Annotated in this window: 19 protein-coding genes; 17 read left to right on the forward strand and 2 right to left on the reverse strand. The window is 61.3% G+C overall.

What is annotated here, in order from left to right; genetic code table 11:
- Position 1: 1 nt before the first annotated feature.
- The 8 genes from VGN68_RS10485 (at position 2) to VGN68_RS10520 (ending at position 6,829) form a co-directional block, all read left to right on the forward strand.
- A complete protein-coding gene (locus VGN68_RS10485) occupies positions 2-805 on the forward strand; it encodes a 2-keto-4-pentenoate hydratase (protein WP_037557713.1) in 804 nt (267 codons plus the stop codon).
- Between the two features lie 27 nt (positions 806-832).
- Entirely contained in the window at positions 833-1,768 is a 936-nt protein-coding gene (locus VGN68_RS10490; RefSeq protein WP_037557641.1) for an acetaldehyde dehydrogenase (acetylating), read from the forward strand.
- Positions 1,765-2,808, forward strand: a complete 1,044-nt coding sequence (gene dmpG / locus VGN68_RS10495; RefSeq protein WP_037557643.1) for a 4-hydroxy-2-oxovalerate aldolase — start codon at positions 1,765-1,767, stop codon at positions 2,806-2,808. The genes VGN68_RS10490 and dmpG overlap by 4 nt, the downstream gene beginning before the upstream one ends.
- Positions 2,805-3,575, forward strand: coding sequence for a 2-keto-4-pentenoate hydratase (locus tag VGN68_RS10500; protein ID WP_327476416.1), 771 nt, complete (start codon positions 2,805-2,807; stop codon positions 3,573-3,575). Before dmpG ends, VGN68_RS10500 begins: the two co-directional genes overlap by 4 nt.
- Positions 3,575-3,781: a 2-hydroxymuconate tautomerase gene (locus tag VGN68_RS10505; protein WP_037557646.1), complete on the forward strand. Its 207-nt coding sequence runs from the start codon at positions 3,575-3,577 to the stop codon at positions 3,779-3,781. The genes VGN68_RS10500 and VGN68_RS10505 overlap by 1 nt, the downstream gene beginning before the upstream one ends.
- Before the next feature lie 80 nt (positions 3,782-3,861).
- Positions 3,862-4,065: a 2Fe-2S iron-sulfur cluster-binding protein gene (locus VGN68_RS10510; protein WP_327195734.1), complete on the forward strand. Its 204-nt coding sequence runs from the start codon at positions 3,862-3,864 to the stop codon at positions 4,063-4,065.
- A gap of 14 nt (positions 4,066-4,079) precedes the next feature.
- Positions 4,080-5,585: an aldehyde dehydrogenase family protein gene (locus tag VGN68_RS10515; protein WP_037557648.1), complete on the forward strand. Its 1,506-nt coding sequence runs from the start codon at positions 4,080-4,082 to the stop codon at positions 5,583-5,585.
- Between the two features lie 11 nt (positions 5,586-5,596).
- Positions 5,597-6,829 carry an NAD(P)/FAD-dependent oxidoreductase gene (locus VGN68_RS10520; RefSeq protein WP_327476419.1) on the forward strand — a complete coding sequence of 411 codons (1,233 nt, stop codon included), beginning with the start codon at positions 5,597-5,599 and terminating at the stop codon, positions 6,827-6,829.
- An 11-nt stretch (positions 6,830-6,840) separates the two neighbouring features.
- Here the strand turns inward: VGN68_RS10520 and VGN68_RS10525 are convergent, their stop codons facing one another.
- The gene (locus tag VGN68_RS10525; protein WP_037557649.1) at positions 6,841-7,626 is read right to left on the reverse strand and encodes a 1,6-dihydroxycyclohexa-2,4-diene-1-carboxylate dehydrogenase; all 786 of its coding nucleotides are present in this window, start codon (positions 7,624-7,626) and stop codon (positions 6,841-6,843) included.
- A gap of 173 nt (positions 7,627-7,799) precedes the next feature.
- Here VGN68_RS10525 and VGN68_RS10530 point away from each other — a divergent pair, with 173 nt between their 5' ends.
- From VGN68_RS10530 to VGN68_RS10540, 3 genes are read left to right on the forward strand one after another with little or no spacing between them, the layout of a single operon-like run.
- Positions 7,800-8,816 carry a dihydrodipicolinate synthase family protein gene (locus VGN68_RS10530; protein ID WP_037557715.1) on the forward strand — a complete coding sequence of 339 codons (1,017 nt, stop codon included), beginning with the start codon at positions 7,800-7,802 and terminating at the stop codon, positions 8,814-8,816.
- Positions 8,813-9,988 (forward strand): aromatic ring-hydroxylating oxygenase subunit alpha, encoded by a 1,176-nt coding sequence (locus VGN68_RS10535; RefSeq protein ID WP_037557650.1) that lies wholly within the window; start codon positions 8,813-8,815, stop codon positions 9,986-9,988. The genes VGN68_RS10530 and VGN68_RS10535 overlap by 4 nt, the downstream gene beginning before the upstream one ends.
- Positions 9,985-10,482, forward strand: coding sequence for an aromatic-ring-hydroxylating dioxygenase subunit beta (locus VGN68_RS10540; RefSeq protein WP_037557651.1), 498 nt, complete (start codon positions 9,985-9,987; stop codon positions 10,480-10,482). The genes VGN68_RS10535 and VGN68_RS10540 overlap by 4 nt, the downstream gene beginning before the upstream one ends.
- A gap of 68 nt (positions 10,483-10,550) precedes the next feature.
- On the opposite strand, the gene VGN68_RS10545 is transcribed toward VGN68_RS10540, so the two are convergent.
- Positions 10,551-11,417, reverse strand: coding sequence for an alpha/beta fold hydrolase (locus VGN68_RS10545; RefSeq protein ID WP_037557652.1), 867 nt, complete (start codon positions 11,415-11,417; stop codon positions 10,551-10,553).
- A gap of 168 nt (positions 11,418-11,585) precedes the next feature.
- Between VGN68_RS10545 and hpaH the strand changes: the two genes are divergently transcribed.
- The 6 genes from hpaH to VGN68_RS10575 form a co-directional block, all read left to right on the forward strand.
- Complete coding sequence (gene hpaH / locus VGN68_RS10550) at positions 11,586-12,386, forward strand: 2-oxo-hept-4-ene-1,7-dioate hydratase (RefSeq protein ID WP_037557653.1); 801 nt, start codon at positions 11,586-11,588, stop codon at positions 12,384-12,386.
- Position 12,387: 1 nt separating this feature from the next.
- Complete coding sequence (locus VGN68_RS10555) at positions 12,388-13,158, forward strand: HpcH/HpaI aldolase family protein (RefSeq protein WP_037557654.1); 771 nt, start codon at positions 12,388-12,390, stop codon at positions 13,156-13,158.
- Positions 13,159-13,291: 133 nt separating this feature from the next.
- On the forward strand, positions 13,292-13,915 hold the full coding sequence (locus VGN68_RS10560) for a UbiX family flavin prenyltransferase (protein WP_231732769.1): 624 nt from the start codon (positions 13,292-13,294) through the stop codon (positions 13,913-13,915).
- Complete coding sequence (locus VGN68_RS10565; RefSeq protein WP_052182497.1) at positions 13,915-14,487, forward strand: hypothetical protein; 573 nt, start codon at positions 13,915-13,917, stop codon at positions 14,485-14,487. The genes VGN68_RS10560 and VGN68_RS10565 overlap by 1 nt, the downstream gene beginning before the upstream one ends.
- Positions 14,484-16,037: an FAD-binding oxidoreductase gene (locus VGN68_RS10570; RefSeq protein WP_037557655.1), complete on the forward strand. Its 1,554-nt coding sequence runs from the start codon at positions 14,484-14,486 to the stop codon at positions 16,035-16,037. Before VGN68_RS10565 ends, VGN68_RS10570 begins: the two co-directional genes overlap by 4 nt.
- A 33-nt stretch (positions 16,038-16,070) precedes the next feature.
- A partial coding sequence (locus VGN68_RS10575; RefSeq protein WP_327476423.1) for an aldehyde dehydrogenase family protein occupies positions 16,071-16,464 on the forward strand: 394 nt, incomplete at its 3' end.

Genomic DNA, 16,464 nt, shown 5'->3' on the forward strand with positions numbered 1-16,464 from the left:
CATGTCCGAACAAAATACACTTGACCCTGACATCATTGAAGAAGCAGCGATCGCCCTGCGAACGGCGGCCGAAAAGCGCTCGCCGATCCCCCCGCTTCGCGAAAGCCTCAGCGGCGGTGGCGTCGCGGCGGCCTATGCGGTGCAGGAATTGAACACCCGCCACGCACTCTCCTCGGGGCGCCGTCTCGTCGGACGCAAGATCGGGCTTACCTCGCGGGCGGTCCAGAAGCAGCTCGGCGTGGACCAGCCCGACTATGGCATGCTCTTCGCTGATATGGATGTGCCCGAGGGCGAGCCGATCGGGCTCGGGCGGGTCATCCAGCCAAAGGTCGAAGCGGAAATCGCGATCGTGGTCGGGCGCGACCTCCTTCAGCCCGACCTTACGATCGCCGAACTGATCCGGGCGGTCGAATATGTCGTGCCCGCGATCGAGGTCGTGGACAGCCGCATCGCCAATTGGGACATCCGGATCTTGGACACCATCGCCGATAATGCTTCGAGCGGTCTGTTCGTGCTTGGCGCCGTTCCGCGCAAGCTCGACGGGCTCGACCTACGCGCGTGCGGGATGGTGATGGAATGCCGCGGCGAGCCTGTTTCTGTCGGCGCGGGCGTCGCCTGTCTTGGCAGCCCGATCAGTGCCTCCTTGTGGCTGGCGCGCGTCATGGCACGCGAAGGCCGTCCGCTTCTTGCCGGAGATGTTCTTCTGTCGGGCGCTCTCGGACCCATGGCAACCGTCGCGGCCGGCGACGTCGTCGAGGCCAGAATCAATGGAGTCGGGACCGTCAAAGCGGCGTTTGCAAGCTGAGGCGATCAACCGGAAAGGGATAAAGAGATGGCGAAGACGAAATGCGCGATCATCGGATCGGGCAACATCGGCACCGATCTCATGGTCAAGATATTGCGGGGCTCGAGCGAACTCGAACTTGCCGTTGTGGTAGGAATAGATCCCGCCTCCGAAGGCCTTGCGATGGCGCGCGCGCGCGGCGTAACCACGACCCACGAAGGTATCGATGGACTGCGCGCGCTTACGAATTACCCTGACATCGAGCTCGTTTTCGACGCGACCTCAGCCTATGCGCATGTCGAACATGCCAAGGCCCTCGCAGCGGATGGAAAGCTTGTCGTCGATCTGACGCCCGCCGCGCTCGGCCCTTTCGTGGTACCGCCGGTCAACGCAGCGGTCTCCTCGGGCGCTCGCAATATCAATATGGTCACGTGCGGCGGACAGGCGACGATCCCGATTGTCGCTGCGGTGTCGAGCGTCACGCCGGTCCATTATGCGGAAATCGTCGCGTCGGTTTCGTCCCGGTCGGCCGGACCCGGTACAAGGGCCAATATCGACGAGTTCACGCGCACCACGGCCAAGGGCATCGAGGTTGTTGGGGGAGCGGCCAAAGGCCGCGCGATCATCATTCTCAATCCGGCCGACCCGCCGATGATCATGCGCGACACGATCTTCACCCTGACCGACTTGGTTGACGAGAGCTTGGTCTGCGATGCCGTCAAGGCGATGGTCGCCGAGGTCCAGCGTTATGTGCCAGGGTATCGATTGAAGCAGGACATTCAGTTCGAACGGTTCGGATCGAACCGGCCGCTAAAGATCCCGGGCTATGGCGAATTCGAAGGAATGAAGACCAGCGTCTTCCTCGAGGTCGAAGGCGCCGGCGACTATTTGCCAAAATATGCCGGCAACCTCGATATCATGACCGCTGCGGCAAAGGCTGCCGCCGAAGTCCTCGTGCGTCAGACGGGGAGAATCGCAGCATGACCTTCGATCCATCCAGCCAGTCGCTTTACATCCAGGATGTAACGCTCCGCGACGGGATGCATGCCATCCTTCACATGTATGGCACCGACAGCGTGCGAGCCATTGCAAAGGCGCTCGACGCAGCCGGGGTCGATGCCATCGAAGTCTCGCATGGCGACGGCCTCAACGGGACATCCTTTAATTACGGGTTTGGGGCCCACACCGATTGGGAGTGGATCGAGGCAGCGGCTGATGTCATCGAACATGCGGTGCTGACGACGCTTCTGGTTCCGGGCATCGGAACGGTCGAGGAACTGAGGCGCGCGCACAGTCTCGGCGTCCGCTCGGTGCGCGTCGCTACCCATTGCACCGAAGCCGACGTTGCAAAGCAGCATATCGGGATTGCGCGGGACCTCGGCATGGACGTCTCTGGCTTCCTGATGATGAGCCATATGATCGATCCCGAAGCGCTCGCGCAGCAAGCCTTGCTCATGGAGGGATATGGCGCCCATTGCATCTATGTAACCGACAGCGGCGGAGCCCTCGACATGGACGGCGTCCGGACCCGCTTCGAAGCTTACGATCGGGTCCTCAAGCCCGAAACGCAGCGCGGGATGCATGCGCATCACAATCTCTCGCTCGGCGTCGCAAACTCGATCGTCGCGGCGCAGGCCGGCGCGGTGCGCATCGACGCCAGTCTCGCCGGCATGGGTGCCGGGGCGGGCAATGCCCCCCTCGAGGTTTTCATCGCCGCCGCCGATCGCAAGGGCTGGAAGCACGGGTGCGACGTGATGGGCTTGATGGACGCCGCGGAAGATATTGTGCGGCCACTGCAGGACCGCCCGGTGCGCGTCGATCGCGAGACTCTCAGCTTGGGCTATGCAGGCGTTTATTCCAGTTTCCTGCGCCATGCCGAAAAGGCGGCCGAACAATATGGTCTCGATACCCGCCAGATCCTGGTCGAGCTCGGCAGGCGGCGGATGGTCGGCGGCCAGGAAGATATGATCGTCGATGTCGCCCTCGACCTCGTTCGGGACCAGGAACTGGCGGTGTCGCAATGAGCGATTTGGCAAGTCTGGCCGAAATCCTGGACCGGGCCGCGCACGAACGCGTGGCTACGCCGCAGTTGACCCATGCCCGACCCGAGCTGACGGTTGAGGACGCTTATGAAATCCAGCGACTGTCCATCGATCTTCGCCTCCAGCGCGGCGAGCGGCGTGTCGGCGTCAAAATGGGTCTCACGAGCCGGGCCAAGATGCAACAAGTGGGCGTCGACCAGATGGCTTGGGGCCGACTCACCGACAAGATGCTGATCGAGGAAGGGGGCAGCCTTGCGCTCGCTAACTTCGTCCACCCACGCATCGAGCCGGAAATCGCCTTCCTGATGTCGGCTCCCCTCGCCGGTAGGGTTACGATGGCCCAGGCGCTCGCCGCGGTTGCCGCGGTGGCGCCTGCGATGGAGGTGATCGACAGCCGATACGAGAATTTCAAGTTCGCGCTCGCCGATGTCATCGCTGACAACAGTTCTTCCTCGGGCTTTGTCGTCGGAAGCTGGAACGACCCGCACCAGGATATCTCGAATCTCGGGGTCATTCTCGAAATCGACGGCGAAGTCGTCGAAGTGGGGTCCAGCGCCGCCATATTGGGGCATCCGCTACGATCGCTCGTTGCGGCCGCGCGCATGGTGTCGGAGGGCGGCGAGCGCATCGAGGCCGGGGATATCGTCCTGGCGGGCGGGATCACAGCTGCTCCGACCCTTGCCAAGGGTCAGTCGATCCGCACGACTGTCCAGAATCTCGGATCAGTTTCGATCAGGGTTGATGCCTGATGCCGATTATCGAGGTCACCTTGCTCGAGGGACGAACGCCGGAGGCGAAGGAAGCTCTCGTCGCGGCGCTGACCGACGCCGCCGTATCCGCCGTCGGGGCGCCGATCGAGTCGGTTCGCGTCATCCTGCGTGAGGTTCCCGCAGCACATTTCGCAGTTGGCGGCCAGTCGTTCGCCGCGCGGCGCGCGCGCGAGTCCGGGGGATAGTCGCTATGCGCCCGCATCTCGTGGAAATCGTGGGAGGCAGCGCCTTTCCATGCCCGGACGGGGAGCGCGTGCTCGTTGCCATGGAGCGCAGCGGAGCGAGCGACATCGGCGTCGGATGCCGGGGCGGCGGCTGCGGAATCTGCCGGGTACGGGTTATCGAAGGCGCGCATCGGCTCGGCAAGATGAGCAAGGCGCATGTATCGGACGCGGAGCTCCAGGCGGGTTATGCCCTTGCTTGCCGGCTCTATCCTCTCGGTCGTCTGACGATCGAAGTTGTGGAATAAGGTGGAGAAGCGACATGTCGACAAATCTGAAGGCGATTGAAAGCAACTATGGCATTCGCGACGAATATGGCCATCTGATTGGCGGAGAATGGGTCGGGGGCGCCAGCGGCAAGACAATCGCGCTGCTCAACCCTGCTACGGGTGAGACGCTCGCCCGAATTCAAGCTGGGAACGCCGCCGATGTTGGTCGGGCCGTGGCGGCGGCAAAAGCGGCCTTTCCCGCATGGTCCCAGAGCAGCGCGGCGGAGCGGCAGGACCTTCTTTACGAAATTGCGCGCCGCCTCAAGGCGCGCCTTGAAGAATATGCCGTCCTCGAAACGCTGAACAACGGTAAGCCCATCCGCGAGTCGCTGTATTTCGACCTGCCCAACGCGATCGGCCAGTTCGAACTCTTCGCGGGTGCCGCCTACGGCCTGCATGGCCAGACGCTGGACTTTCCCGATGCGATCGGCATCGTGCACCGCGAGCCGCTGGGCGTCTGCGCCCAGATCATACCGTGGAATGTTCCCCTGCTCATGATGGCGTGCAAAATCGCGCCGGCTCTGGCGGCGGGCAATACGGTGGTATTGAAGCCGGCCGAAACGGTATGCCTCTCGGTGCTCGAATTTTTCGTGGAGATGGCCGATATTCTGCCGCCGGGTGTGGTGAATGTCGTCACGGGTTATGGGGCCGACGTCGGAGAGGCGCTCGTAACCCATCCCGACGTGCGCAAAGTCGCTTTCACGGGATCGGTCGCGACCGCGCGCCGCGTGATCCAATATGCCTCGGCGAATATCATTCCGCAGACGCTCGAACTCGGCGGAAAATCGGCGCACATCATTTGTGCCGATGCCGATATCGACGCGGCTGTCGAGAGCGCAACGATGTCGACCGTCCTTAACAAGGGCGAGGTGTGCCTCGCCGGGTCGCGCCTCTTCCTTCACGAGGCAATAGAGGAAGAGTTTCTCGAGAAATTTCGTGATGCGCTCGGCAACATCAGGCAGGGCGATCCGCTGGACCCTGCCACGCAGCTCGGAGCGCAGGCTTCGACTATGCAAATGGAGAAGATCGAATCCTACCTCGCGCTCGCGATCGAGGAAGGGGCGACGGTCTTTGCCGGCGGCGCGCGTTCGGCGGATGCCGGGCTCGCGAAAGGGCATTTCGTCCAGCCGACAATCTTCACCAAGGTCGCAAACGACATGCGAATTGCGCAAGAAGAGATCTTCGGTCCTGTTACCACAGTGCAAAGCTGGCGCGACGAGGACGAGATGATGGCGCGTGCCAATGACACGAGCTTCGGCCTCGCCGGCGGCGTGTGGACCCGCGACCTCGCGCGCGCGCATCGCATTGCAAGGAAGCTTGAAACCGGGACGGTATGGATCAACCGATATTATAACCTCAAACCAAACATGCCGCTCGGCGGATACAAGCAGAGCGGGTTTGGCCGGGAGTTTAGTCACGAGGTGCTCAACCACTATACCCAGACGAAGTCGGTGATCGTGAACCTCGACGAGGGCAAGCTTGGAATGTTCGATCAATAGGGTGACCAATAGTGATCAATAGCATTGCGGTCGTCGGCGCAAACATGGCCGGCGCAAGGGCGGCGGAATCACTGCGCAGCGCAGGTTATGACGGCCATATTCATCTCATCGGCGAGGAGCCGTGGCGCCCTTACGAACGGCCGCCGCTTTCGAAGGAGTTTCTGTGGGAAGGCGGAACGCCTTCTGGAAGCTTCTATCTTCATGACGAGCATTGGTACGCCTCGAACAAGGTCGAGCTCCGCCTGGGCGTGCGAACAACGGCGATCGACCTGCGCGCCGGCGCGCTGAGGCTCGCGTCCGGCGAAGCGGTTCAGGCGGACCGCATTCTCCTGGCAACGGGCGGCGCCGCTCGCCGCCTGCCTTTGCCAAGGGCCGAGGCTGCCAATGTGCACCATCTTCGCACCCTTGGCGACGCCGCCGGCCTTGCCGCCGATCTGCGGCCCGGCGCGCAGATCGTGATCATCGGAATGGGCGTCATCGGCGCCGAGGTTGCTGCCAGCGCGCGGCGAATGGGCTGCAATGTTACCGCTGTTGAGCCGTTCGCTTCGCCGATGATCCGGGCACTCGGGGACCATTTTGGAGCTTGGCTCGGCGAGCATCACCGGATGCAGGGCGTTCGTGCGCTCTACGGCCGATCGGTCAAAGGTCTTCGCCTGAGCGGCGCGAAAGTCTGCGCCGTCGAGCTCGATGATGGCGAAGAACTTGCCTGCGACGCAGTTGTTGTGGGTATCGGGATCGTCCCGGCCGTCGAACTGGCAGCGGATGCCGGCCTGATCGTCGGCAATGGGATCGTAGTCGACGCGCAATGCCGTACCAGCAATCCCGTCATCTTCGCCGCGGGCGACGTCGCCGAGCAACCCGACTTCTTCGGCGGCCGCGTGCGAATGGAGACCTATCAGAATGCAGCCGAGCAGGGCGCAGCTGCAGCGGCCGCCATGCTCGGTCAACCCGTCGAATATTGCCGCCCGTGCTGGTTCTGGAGCGACCAATATGATCTGAACATACAAGTGACCGGGCGCATCGACGCGCAGCAGCAGCTCATCATGCGCGGGAGGGTGGAGGATGATGCCTTTTGCGCATTCTTCCTCGCAGGAGATCTCGTCATGGGCGCGCTGACCGCGAACCGGTCGGCAGATATGGGAGTCGCCAAGCGCCTTGTCGAACGCCGCGCGCGCGTCGGACCGGCGGAGTTGGCCGATGTCGATGTCCCGCTGCGCGAAATATTGAAGAAGTCTGCTTCCTAGGTCCCCGAACTTCAGCCTATCCCGCCTCCGGCAACATAGAGCGTCTGTCCGGTGATGTAGGAGGCCTCGGGGGCGCCGAGAAAACAGATGGCGGCAGCTATCTCGTCGACCTCGCCAAAGCGCGCCATCGGGGTATCGCGCAGCGTCTGCCTTACGACAGCCTCGAACCCTGCCTTGTCTGCCTCGGTGGGCTCGGCCGGATTTCTGGGTGTGACTCTCGTGACGTTCACGCCGCCTGGCGCCACGCAATTGACCCGAATGGGCCTGTCTTCGAGATCCTGGGCAAGCGCCACGGTCAGCGCAGCAACGCCGCCCTTCGCTGCGGCATAGGGCAAGCGGTTGATCCCACGCGTCGCGACCGAGCCGACGTTGACGATCGCACCCTGGCCCGCCGCCAAAAGATGCGGGAGCACGGCATGACAGCACCAGATCGTAGGCCAGAGCGAACGGTTGATCTCAGCCTCTATCTCCTCCGCGCAATAGTCCCAGAAGGGCTTGGCCCAGATCGTGCCGCCGACATTATGGACCGCGACATCGACGCGCCCATGCCGCTCGATCACATTCCCGTAAAGCGAACAGGCGCCGTCTCTTTTCTCAAGGTCGTGAATTTCACCATAAGCGTCGAGCCCGTCGGAACGAAGGCCCGCAACGGCCGCCATCGTGGCGTCCTCGGCGCGGTCAGCGATGGTCACTGTCGCGCCTTCCCGGGCCATTCGGGTCGCAACCGCCAATCCGATGCCTTGGGCTCCGCCCGTAACCACGGCAATTTTATCGGCATATCGCCCGGAGGAAATCATCGTGAGCTCTCCATTATTGCGCAACTAAAATTGATAAATATCAACTGGATAGAATTGTTACGCAATGGTTGATTCAGGAATTACATGTCGCAGCTTGCAAACACAAGGAGTAATGCATTACACTATGAACAACGAAAGGGCCGTGATTCTGCAGGTCCAAAAGGAGAGGGATGATGCGCAGCCGGCTGCTCCGACCCGATGATATCAAAGGCGCCTGGGCCATCGTGCCGACGCCCGCTACCGAAAACGCCTCGGACTGGCGCTCAGAGAACACGGTCGACCTGGATGAAGCCGCGCGGGTGGTGAACGGGCTGATCGACGCTGGAATTGACGGCATTCTCAGCATGGGAACTTTGGGAGAGGCGGCAACGCTCACCCACGGCGAAAAGCTCGATTATATGCGAGCGATTGTCGATGCGGCCGGCGGCCGCGTTCCCGTGTTCGTGGGCACGACCTGCCTTAACACGCGCGATACGATCGCCCTGACCCGGGAAGCGCTTGCGCTTGGCGCCGACGGGACCATGCTTGGCATTCCGATGTGGTGCGCGCCCGCGCTCGACGTTTCCGTGCAATTCTATCGCGACGTCGCCGAGGCCGTCCCCGAAATGAATATCGCCATTTACGCCAACCCCGAAGCGTTCAAGTTCGATTTTCCGCGGGCATTCTGGGCGCAGGTCGCGGAAATTCCCCAGGTCGTGACCGCGAAATATATCGGGGTCGGTACGCTGCTGGCCGATCTCGCGGCCGTGAAGGGCAATATCAAGCTACTCCCCATCGATTTCGATTATTATGCGGCGGCGCGGATGGTCGACGAGATCGATGCCTTCTGGTCCAGTGGCGCCGTTTGCCATCCGCTCGTGACGACGAGTTTGCGCGATATTGTCGCGAAGGCGAGGGCAAGCGGCGACTGGGCGGCCGCGCGGGCGCTGCAGGCGCGTCTGGGCCCCACCGCCGCGCCCCTGTTCCCGAATGGGAGCTTCAAGGAATTTTCAACGTATAACATCGGCCTCGAGAAGGCCCGAATGGACGCTGCAGGGTGGATGAAAGCGGGACCAGTTCGGCCGCCCTATCATCTCGTACCCGAGCCGTTTCTGGCCGGGGCGCGCAAATCCGGCACGATGTGGGCCGATCTGGGACGCGAGCTGGAACGCGAGCAATCCACGCCATTATCATTGGAGGCAATCCCATGACGAAGCTAGATTTGGACTGGCCTCACAATTTCAATGAGATTCCGAAGGAAGTTTTTGTACGCAAGGACGTTTACGACACCGAACTGCAGCGCATTTTTCATGGCGAGGAGTGGCATCCGGTTTGCCATGAGAGCGAGATCCCGGAACGGGGGGATTTCAAGACGTTTCGTCTCGCCGGTATTCCCCTGCTGATCGCGCGCGGCGATGATGGTATCGTTCGCGCCTTCTTCAACGCCTGCTCGCACCGCGGGAACCAGCTCGAAACCGCTCCGATGGGTAACAAGCAGGAATTCGAATGCCCATATCATCGCTGGCTGTTCAGCACGCGGGGGGACCTGGTCGGGTGTCCGAACCAGCGCGAGTTCGTGCCTGGCTTCAACCGCTCCGACTATCCCTTGGCCCAACCCCGGATGGAGAGCGTCTACGGCGTCGTGTTCGTCACCATGTCCGCTCGAACCGAACCCCTTCTCGAATGCCTCGGATCGATCGTGGAAACGCTCCGCGAGCTCGTGGGGGGGGACGGCCGCCTCAAGCTGCTCGGCTACCAGAAGGTCCGGTACAACACGAACTGGAAGTCCTATACCGACAATGACGGCTATCATGCACCGCTCCTGCACCAGGCCTTCAATCTCCTAAACTGGCAGGGCGGTAAGGGGCGCCAGTTCACCAGCACGAAACGGGGCCATATAGGCTTTGAATCCGAGCTGTCGGTTGCCCGTGGCGATACGATGCTCGAAGATCCGTCGATCATCGAGTTCAAGGGGCAGGACCCCTCCGTCGGATCCCGGATCGTCAGCCTCTTTCCGACCTTCGTTGCAACGAAGCATTTGGACGTTATCAACCTGCGGTTCGCGACGCCCATCGATCATGAGCGGGTCGAAGTGCATTACGCTTATTTCGCGCATGCCGATGACGATGAGGAGATGGTGCGGCACCGCTTGCGCCAAAGTTCGAACCTCTTGGGTCCGAGCGGCCTGATCAGCATGGAAGACGCGTCGATTTTTCACCGGATTCATATCGGGAACCACACGCCCGGCGCGGCCATCTTTCAAAAAGGTGTCCGTGACAAAGAGAAGATCGAGGACGAGTTCCTTCAGAACGACGAGAGCGGAAATCTTCCGAGATGGGAATATTATCGGGAAATAATGGGTTTCGAAAGGCGCGCAGCATGACCTTGGCGCCCGAAAACTTTAATCGCGCGCTCGACGACTTGCTCGTCGCGGACGCGGACGCACTCGACAGCAAGGATATGCAGCGCTGGCTATCCAACTATGTGGAAGAGGACGACGCATCCTATATCTGTCTGTCGCGTGAAAATGAGGAACAGGGGCTCGCGCTGGGCTTCATGTACGACGACTGCCACGCGCGCCTGCTCGACCGAGTGACCTATATCACGAAGATATGGGCCGGGACATTTCAGGACTATCGAACTCGGCATTTCGTTCAGCGCGTCGCGGCGGACCGAATTGATGATAACACCTGGAAAGCGCGGTCCAACTTCAGCGTGTTCATGACGCCCGAAGACAGCGGCGTGTCCGAAGTCCTCGCGACGGGGCAATATGAGGATCTCGTTCGAGAAGGCGCGGATGGAGATCTTAAGCTTCTTTCCCGTCGCACCCTCCTCGATACGACGGTACTACCCCGCTATCTGGTCTATCCGATCTAGTCACACCTGGGAGCGATGGTGAGAGCCAGCGCCCTTGGATATGTACGTCATCGGGGTGACAACGGCCCTCAGGCCGTCGTCCAGTCGCGTGCGCCAAAATGGCGTTCGAGCATCGGGCGCATGATGTCCCATCGCTCAAGCTGGCTCCAGTGTCCCGACCTATCGAGAACATAGAGTTCGGCATGCTGGAGATGCTCAAGCAGATAGAGGCTCGTATCGAGAGGGACGATCCGGTCCTGCCTGCCGTGAAAAATCAGCACGTCGTGCGGAAGCTTGCCCAAGATCGACGGCGGCATTGCAAGCGTTTCGATCCCGACCTTCATCGAATCGATCATCTTCGACGCGATGGACATGACAGCGGGATCGGTCGCAATTTGATAGCGCGACGATACGATCTCTTCCATTCCTTCGAACTTGTCAGCGTCATAGGCGAAGCTGTGCATCAGCTGGCGATATCGCGCTGGGCGCGGATCGGAATAAAAGGAGAGCAGCCGAACCAACTCCGGCGTCCGCGGCGCCGGGGCACCTATCGACCCCATGAGAATGACCTTATCGAATCGTTCGGGCGTTTCGCTCAGAAGCTGCAGTGTCAGCGCGCCGCCCATCGAATTTCCGACGATATGGGCGCTGTCGATCTCAAGCGCGTCCATCAGTCCGAGGCATTGTTCGACGCGGACACCGATCCACGCCATGACATTGTCCGGGAACGGATCCGGTATGGTGGACTGGCCAAATCCGATCAGATCGGGTGCGATCACGAAGAAATTTTCGGCGAGATCGGGCATTAGGTGGCGCCAGTTTGATGCGGCGTGCGCACCCGGCCCGGCGCCATGCAGAAGTAATATGGCAGGCTTCTTGGGATCGCCGGCGATCATCGTGTGCGACGTAAGCCCGCGTCCTTCGATTTTCTCTTCCCGGATGACATCCGAACCCATGAAATCTCTCCCTTCCGTCTTATCGATGGCATTCCATCCGACCTGGACATTGCACAATGGCTATCGTGTTGTCCATTGTAAACTCTAGCGACCTGCCGACTGGACTCTCATATCTCATTGTGCAATGCATTTGCCAGATAAGCAATTGTGGGACGGGGAGTAGCCGAGATGGACGACGAGACTGTTGCATCGCTCGCGCGTGAACTGGATGTCGCCGAGGCGAGCCAAACACCCGTCCGGCAGCTGTCGCTTCGCTTCCCTCAGATGACGATAGAAGATGGATATCGCATCGCCCGCGCGTGGGTTGAGCTCAAGAAGGCGGCGGGACGTCGGTCCATTGGCCGCAAGATTGGTCTGACATCGCGTGCGATGCAGGCGTCTGCTGGTATCACCGAGCCCGACTATGGCACGTTGCTCGATGACATGGCGTTCGAGGAGGGGAGCGAAATTCCCATCGATCGCTTCATCAATCCGAAGGTCGAAGTCGAATTGGCCTTCATTCTCTCCCGGCCGCTGGGTGGTCCCGATGTGACGACACGGGCTGTTCTCGCTGCCACTGAATATGTAGTGCCCGCCGTGGAGATCATCGACAGCCGCGTTCAGCCGATCGACGCGGAGACCGGCAGCGCCCGGAAAATCCAGGATACGATTGCCGACAACGCGGCGAATGCCGGGATCGTCCTCGGCGGCCGGCCCATCCGGCCGGACGCCATCGACCTGCGATGGGCCGGCGCCATATTATCTCGCAATGCCGTCATCGAGGAAACAGGAATTGCGGCTGGCGTGCTAAACCATCCAGCGCGAGGGGTCGCGTGGTTGGCAAATCGCTTGTCGCAGTGGGGAGAAGAGTTGCAGGCGGGCGAAATCCTGCTGGGCGGTTCTTTTACCCGCCCGGTCCCTGTGTCGCGCGGCGACGTGATATCTGCGGATTATGGCAGGCTCGGCTCGATCGCGATGCGGTTTGTCTGACATGTCGTCAGCAAATCCTCCCAACCATTTCAAAGTCGCGCTCGCCGAAGGGCGGACGCAGATGGGATTCTGGCTGGCGCTGGCGAACGCCGACATCGCCGAAATCTGCGCCGGACTGGGGTTCGACTGGCTCCTTGTCGATGCCGAGCACGGACCGCAAACTCTGCCCGGGATAATCGAGCAATTGCGGGCAATAGCGTCCTGCCCGCCCTGCGCTGCCGTCGTGCGCGTGCCTTCATCAGACCCCGTCGCGATCCGTCAAATCCTCGACTTGGGAGCGACGACCCTCATGGTTCCGATGGTCGAAACGGCTGAGCAGGCCTTCCGGTTGGTCGAAGCATGCCGCTACCCCCCATCGGGCAGCCGAGGCATCGGCGGTGCAAGGGCATCGCGCTGGGGCGGCATTGCGACCCATGTTGCCGATGCCAACGAGCGGCTTTGTCTGATTGCGCAAATCGAGACGATTCAGGGTGTCGAGAATATCGAAGCAATCGCCGGCGTCGACGGGATCGACGCGCTGTTCATCGGTCCAGCCGATCTGGCAGCGTCGGCCGGGCTCTTGGGAAGCGCCAACCGGGAGCGGGTGCGCGAGCTCACGATGGGCGCGTTGTCCCGCATCCTTGCCGCGGGAAAGCCAGCGGGAATTCTGTCGCGCGATCTCGCGCTTCTCGATGCACATCTCGCCGGCGGCGCAAGCTTCGTCGCTGTCGGAATAGATGCGTTCGCCCTCGCCGATGCGGCACGCGGGCTGCTCGATCGATTCCGCCAGTGACCGCGATCCGCGCGCCGGTTTTGGCCTTGCACAATAAGCAACGGATTGTATGCTGTGTCCAAATAGGAAATCGGGAGCGGGCTATGCTAGTGCCGAATCGACCGGATACAGGCGGCCTCCGCCGGCGGGGGCGATGACGTTGCAAAAGATCGTGATCGCGATCACCGGCGCGACAGGATCAATCTACGGTCTGCGTCTGCTGGAAATGCTGCGTGAAGATCCGAGCTGCGAAACGCACCTCGTGGTCTCCCAGGCAGCCGTGCTCAACATCCGCGAGGAACTGCCGCTAACGCTGAAAAAATTTGAAGCGTCGGCTGACGTGGTTCATAACATACGGAATGTCGGCGCCAGTATCGCGAGCGGATCGTTTCTCTGTGACGGCATGATTGTCGCGCCCTGCTCCATGCGCACCCTTGCGGCGATCGCCAATGGGCTCTCCGACAATCTGATCACCCGAGCTGCCGACGTCATGCTCAAGGAGCGTCGTCCATTAACGCTCATGGTGCGAGAGACGCCCCTGAACCTTGCCCATCTTCGAAACATGGCAGCCTGTACCGAAATGGGGGCGATAATTTTCCCACCCGTCCCGGCGTTCTACGCTCGGCCATCGTCGATCGACGAAATCGTCGACCATAGCTGCATCCGGGTCCTCGACCAGTTCGGCATCCATCGGGCCGCCGATCGCCGATGGACCGGACTGAAGGGCGCAGAAGTGATGCCTCTGGCGCAGGCGGATAAATCGGAAAGGACAATTTGATGGCGGCAGTGCTGATGCGCCGGGAGCTATTGGGCGCCGGGGTTTTTTGCGCGGGTCTGGTTGGAGCCTCCCGCTTCCGGTCAGGAAGTGCGGCGGACGAAGAGGCCGTTCTCGTCGTCAGCCAGCCAAGGGTTGAGGAAAGCGAGCGTTTTGCCGCGTCCCTCATATCGTCTTCGAAAAAGTCTCTCGCGCTGGATGTCGGAAGCGGGCTGGATGAGTTGCTTGGCGACTGGCCCCGCGGCGCGCAGGTGATTGCAGGCCTGACCTCCGACCCCGCTGCAATGATTGCGGCCCAGTTGCTCATCGAGAGTGGAGCGGAGCCTTTGCTTCGATGGGAACATTCCTATGAGGCGGGCCGCTGGACACACCGCATCGGCGCCGCCCCCGGCTTGGGCGCGCTCCCGCAATATACTTGGCCCGCCGTCGTTGCGCAGAAAGTTCGCGATGAGCTGGACGGCCACAAATCATCACCGCGCCGGGCCGCGTGCATTTCGGGGGAATGTGCACTCGCCTCGAATAGCCCCGGCCTACTTGTGACCTGGGCCTTTCGGCTTGCCGGAGAAACGCGGTGAGGCCGCCGCTGCCCGAGGGAATTGCGGCGGCCGACTTTTCACGGGCCCTCGATGAACTCGCAGGCGTCGTCGGCAAAACCTGGGTTTTCGTCGACGAGCTTCCGCTGTCGACTTACCGCGACGCGTATTCGCCGCTTGCCGATGGCACTCTGCTTCCTTCTGCCGCCGTCGCTCCGGAAAGCGTCGAACAGGTGCAGCGGATCCTTGCCATCGCCAACAGCTTCCGATTGCCGATCTGGACCATCGGGACTGGACGGAACTTCGCATATGGCGGGCCGGCACCCCGCAAATCCGGATATCTTGTCCTCGATCTGAAACGGATGAACCGGATCATCGAAGTCAACGAAAAATATGGATATGCGCTGGTCGAGCCGGGCGTTTCCTACATGCAGCTTTATCGCCACCTGCAGCGGATCGGCAGCAAATTGTGGATCGATCCGGCAGCGCCCGCCTGGGGCGGCGTCATGGGGAACGCGCTCGAGCATGGCGCCGGCTACACGCCCTATGGCGATCACTTCATTATGCAATGCGGGATGGAAGTTGTGCTTGCCGATGGCCAGGTCGTTCGCACGGGCCAGGGAGGCATCTCTAACAGCAAGCATTGGCAGATCAGCAAACATGGGCTCGGACCGCAGTTCGATGGCATGTTCACCCAGTCGAATTTCGGCGTCGTCACCAAACTCGGCATCTGGCTGATGCCGGAGCCGCCCGGTTACAAGCCGTTCATGATCACCTTTCCACGCGAAGAGGATCTCGAGCAGATTTTCGAGATCACGCGCCCGCTCAAGGTGAATCAGGTGATCCCTAACGCAGCGGTCGCGGTCGACCTATTGTGGGAGGCCTCGGCGAAGACCACGCGGCGACATTATTATGACGGCAAGGGGCCGCTCCCGCCGTCGATCCGGACGAAGATCGCCGCGGACCTCAATCTCGGGATGTGGAATTATTACGGCGCCCTCTACGGACCACCGCCCATGATCGAGAATAATTGGAAATTGATCGAGGAGGCATTCAGCAACATTCCGGGCGCCAAGTTCCACTTCGCGCGCGAGAATGATCCTGCGTGGGATTATCGCGTTAAGCTCATGCGCGGCGAACCCAATATGACCGAGTTCAGCATCATGAACTGGATCGGCGGAGGGGGACACGTCAACTTTTCCCCGATTTCCGCGCCCGACGGGGCGGAAGCCTTGGCTCAATATAATCTGATCAAGAAACGCTGCCACGAATTCGGCTTCGACTACATCGGGGAGTTTCTGGTCGGCTGGCGGGACATGCATCACATTTTGATGATCATGTACAATCGGGCCGATGAAACGATGCGCAAGAGCGCCCACGATCTCTTCAGTCTCCTGGTGGATGAGGCCGCGGCGGCGGGGTTCGGCGAATATCGTACTCATCTCGCCTTCATGGACCAGATTGCTGGAACCTATCGTTACAACGACGGGGCGCTTTGGGATCTCCATCACCGCCTGAAGGACGCTCTCGATCCCAACGGCATTCTTTCGCCCGGAAAGCAGGGCATATGGCCGAAGTCGGCGCGTCCCTGATGCCACGCGACCCACGCTCCCAGGAGATTCATGATGCGTAAGGACGAAGTGAGGGGGCTTGACCACTGGATCGGCGGGTCACCGGTTGCCCCTGGCGACGGCGCTTATTTCGAAAGCCTGAACCCGATTGACGACAGTCTCTATTCCCGGGCGGCTGCCGGGACTCCGGCCGACGTCGATCGAGCAGTTGAGGCGGCCGACACGGCCTATCGCCGGAACCGCGACCTTTCCGCAGCCGCGCGCGAGGGATGGATGATAAAGGCTTCGGCTCTCATGGAGCGTGACGCATCGCAATTTGCCGACACGCTCGTTGATGAAATCGGCTCGCCGATCGCAAAGGCCGGTTTCGAGACCCGGTTCGCCACGAGCTTCTTGCGCGCGGCCGCAGGCGTTCCCCGGCGCATTCGCGGCGAGACTATTCCATCCG

The sequence above is a fragment of the Sphingopyxis sp. genome (assembly GCF_035998965.1).
GTDB lineage: Bacteria > Pseudomonadota > Alphaproteobacteria > Sphingomonadales > Sphingomonadaceae > Sphingopyxis.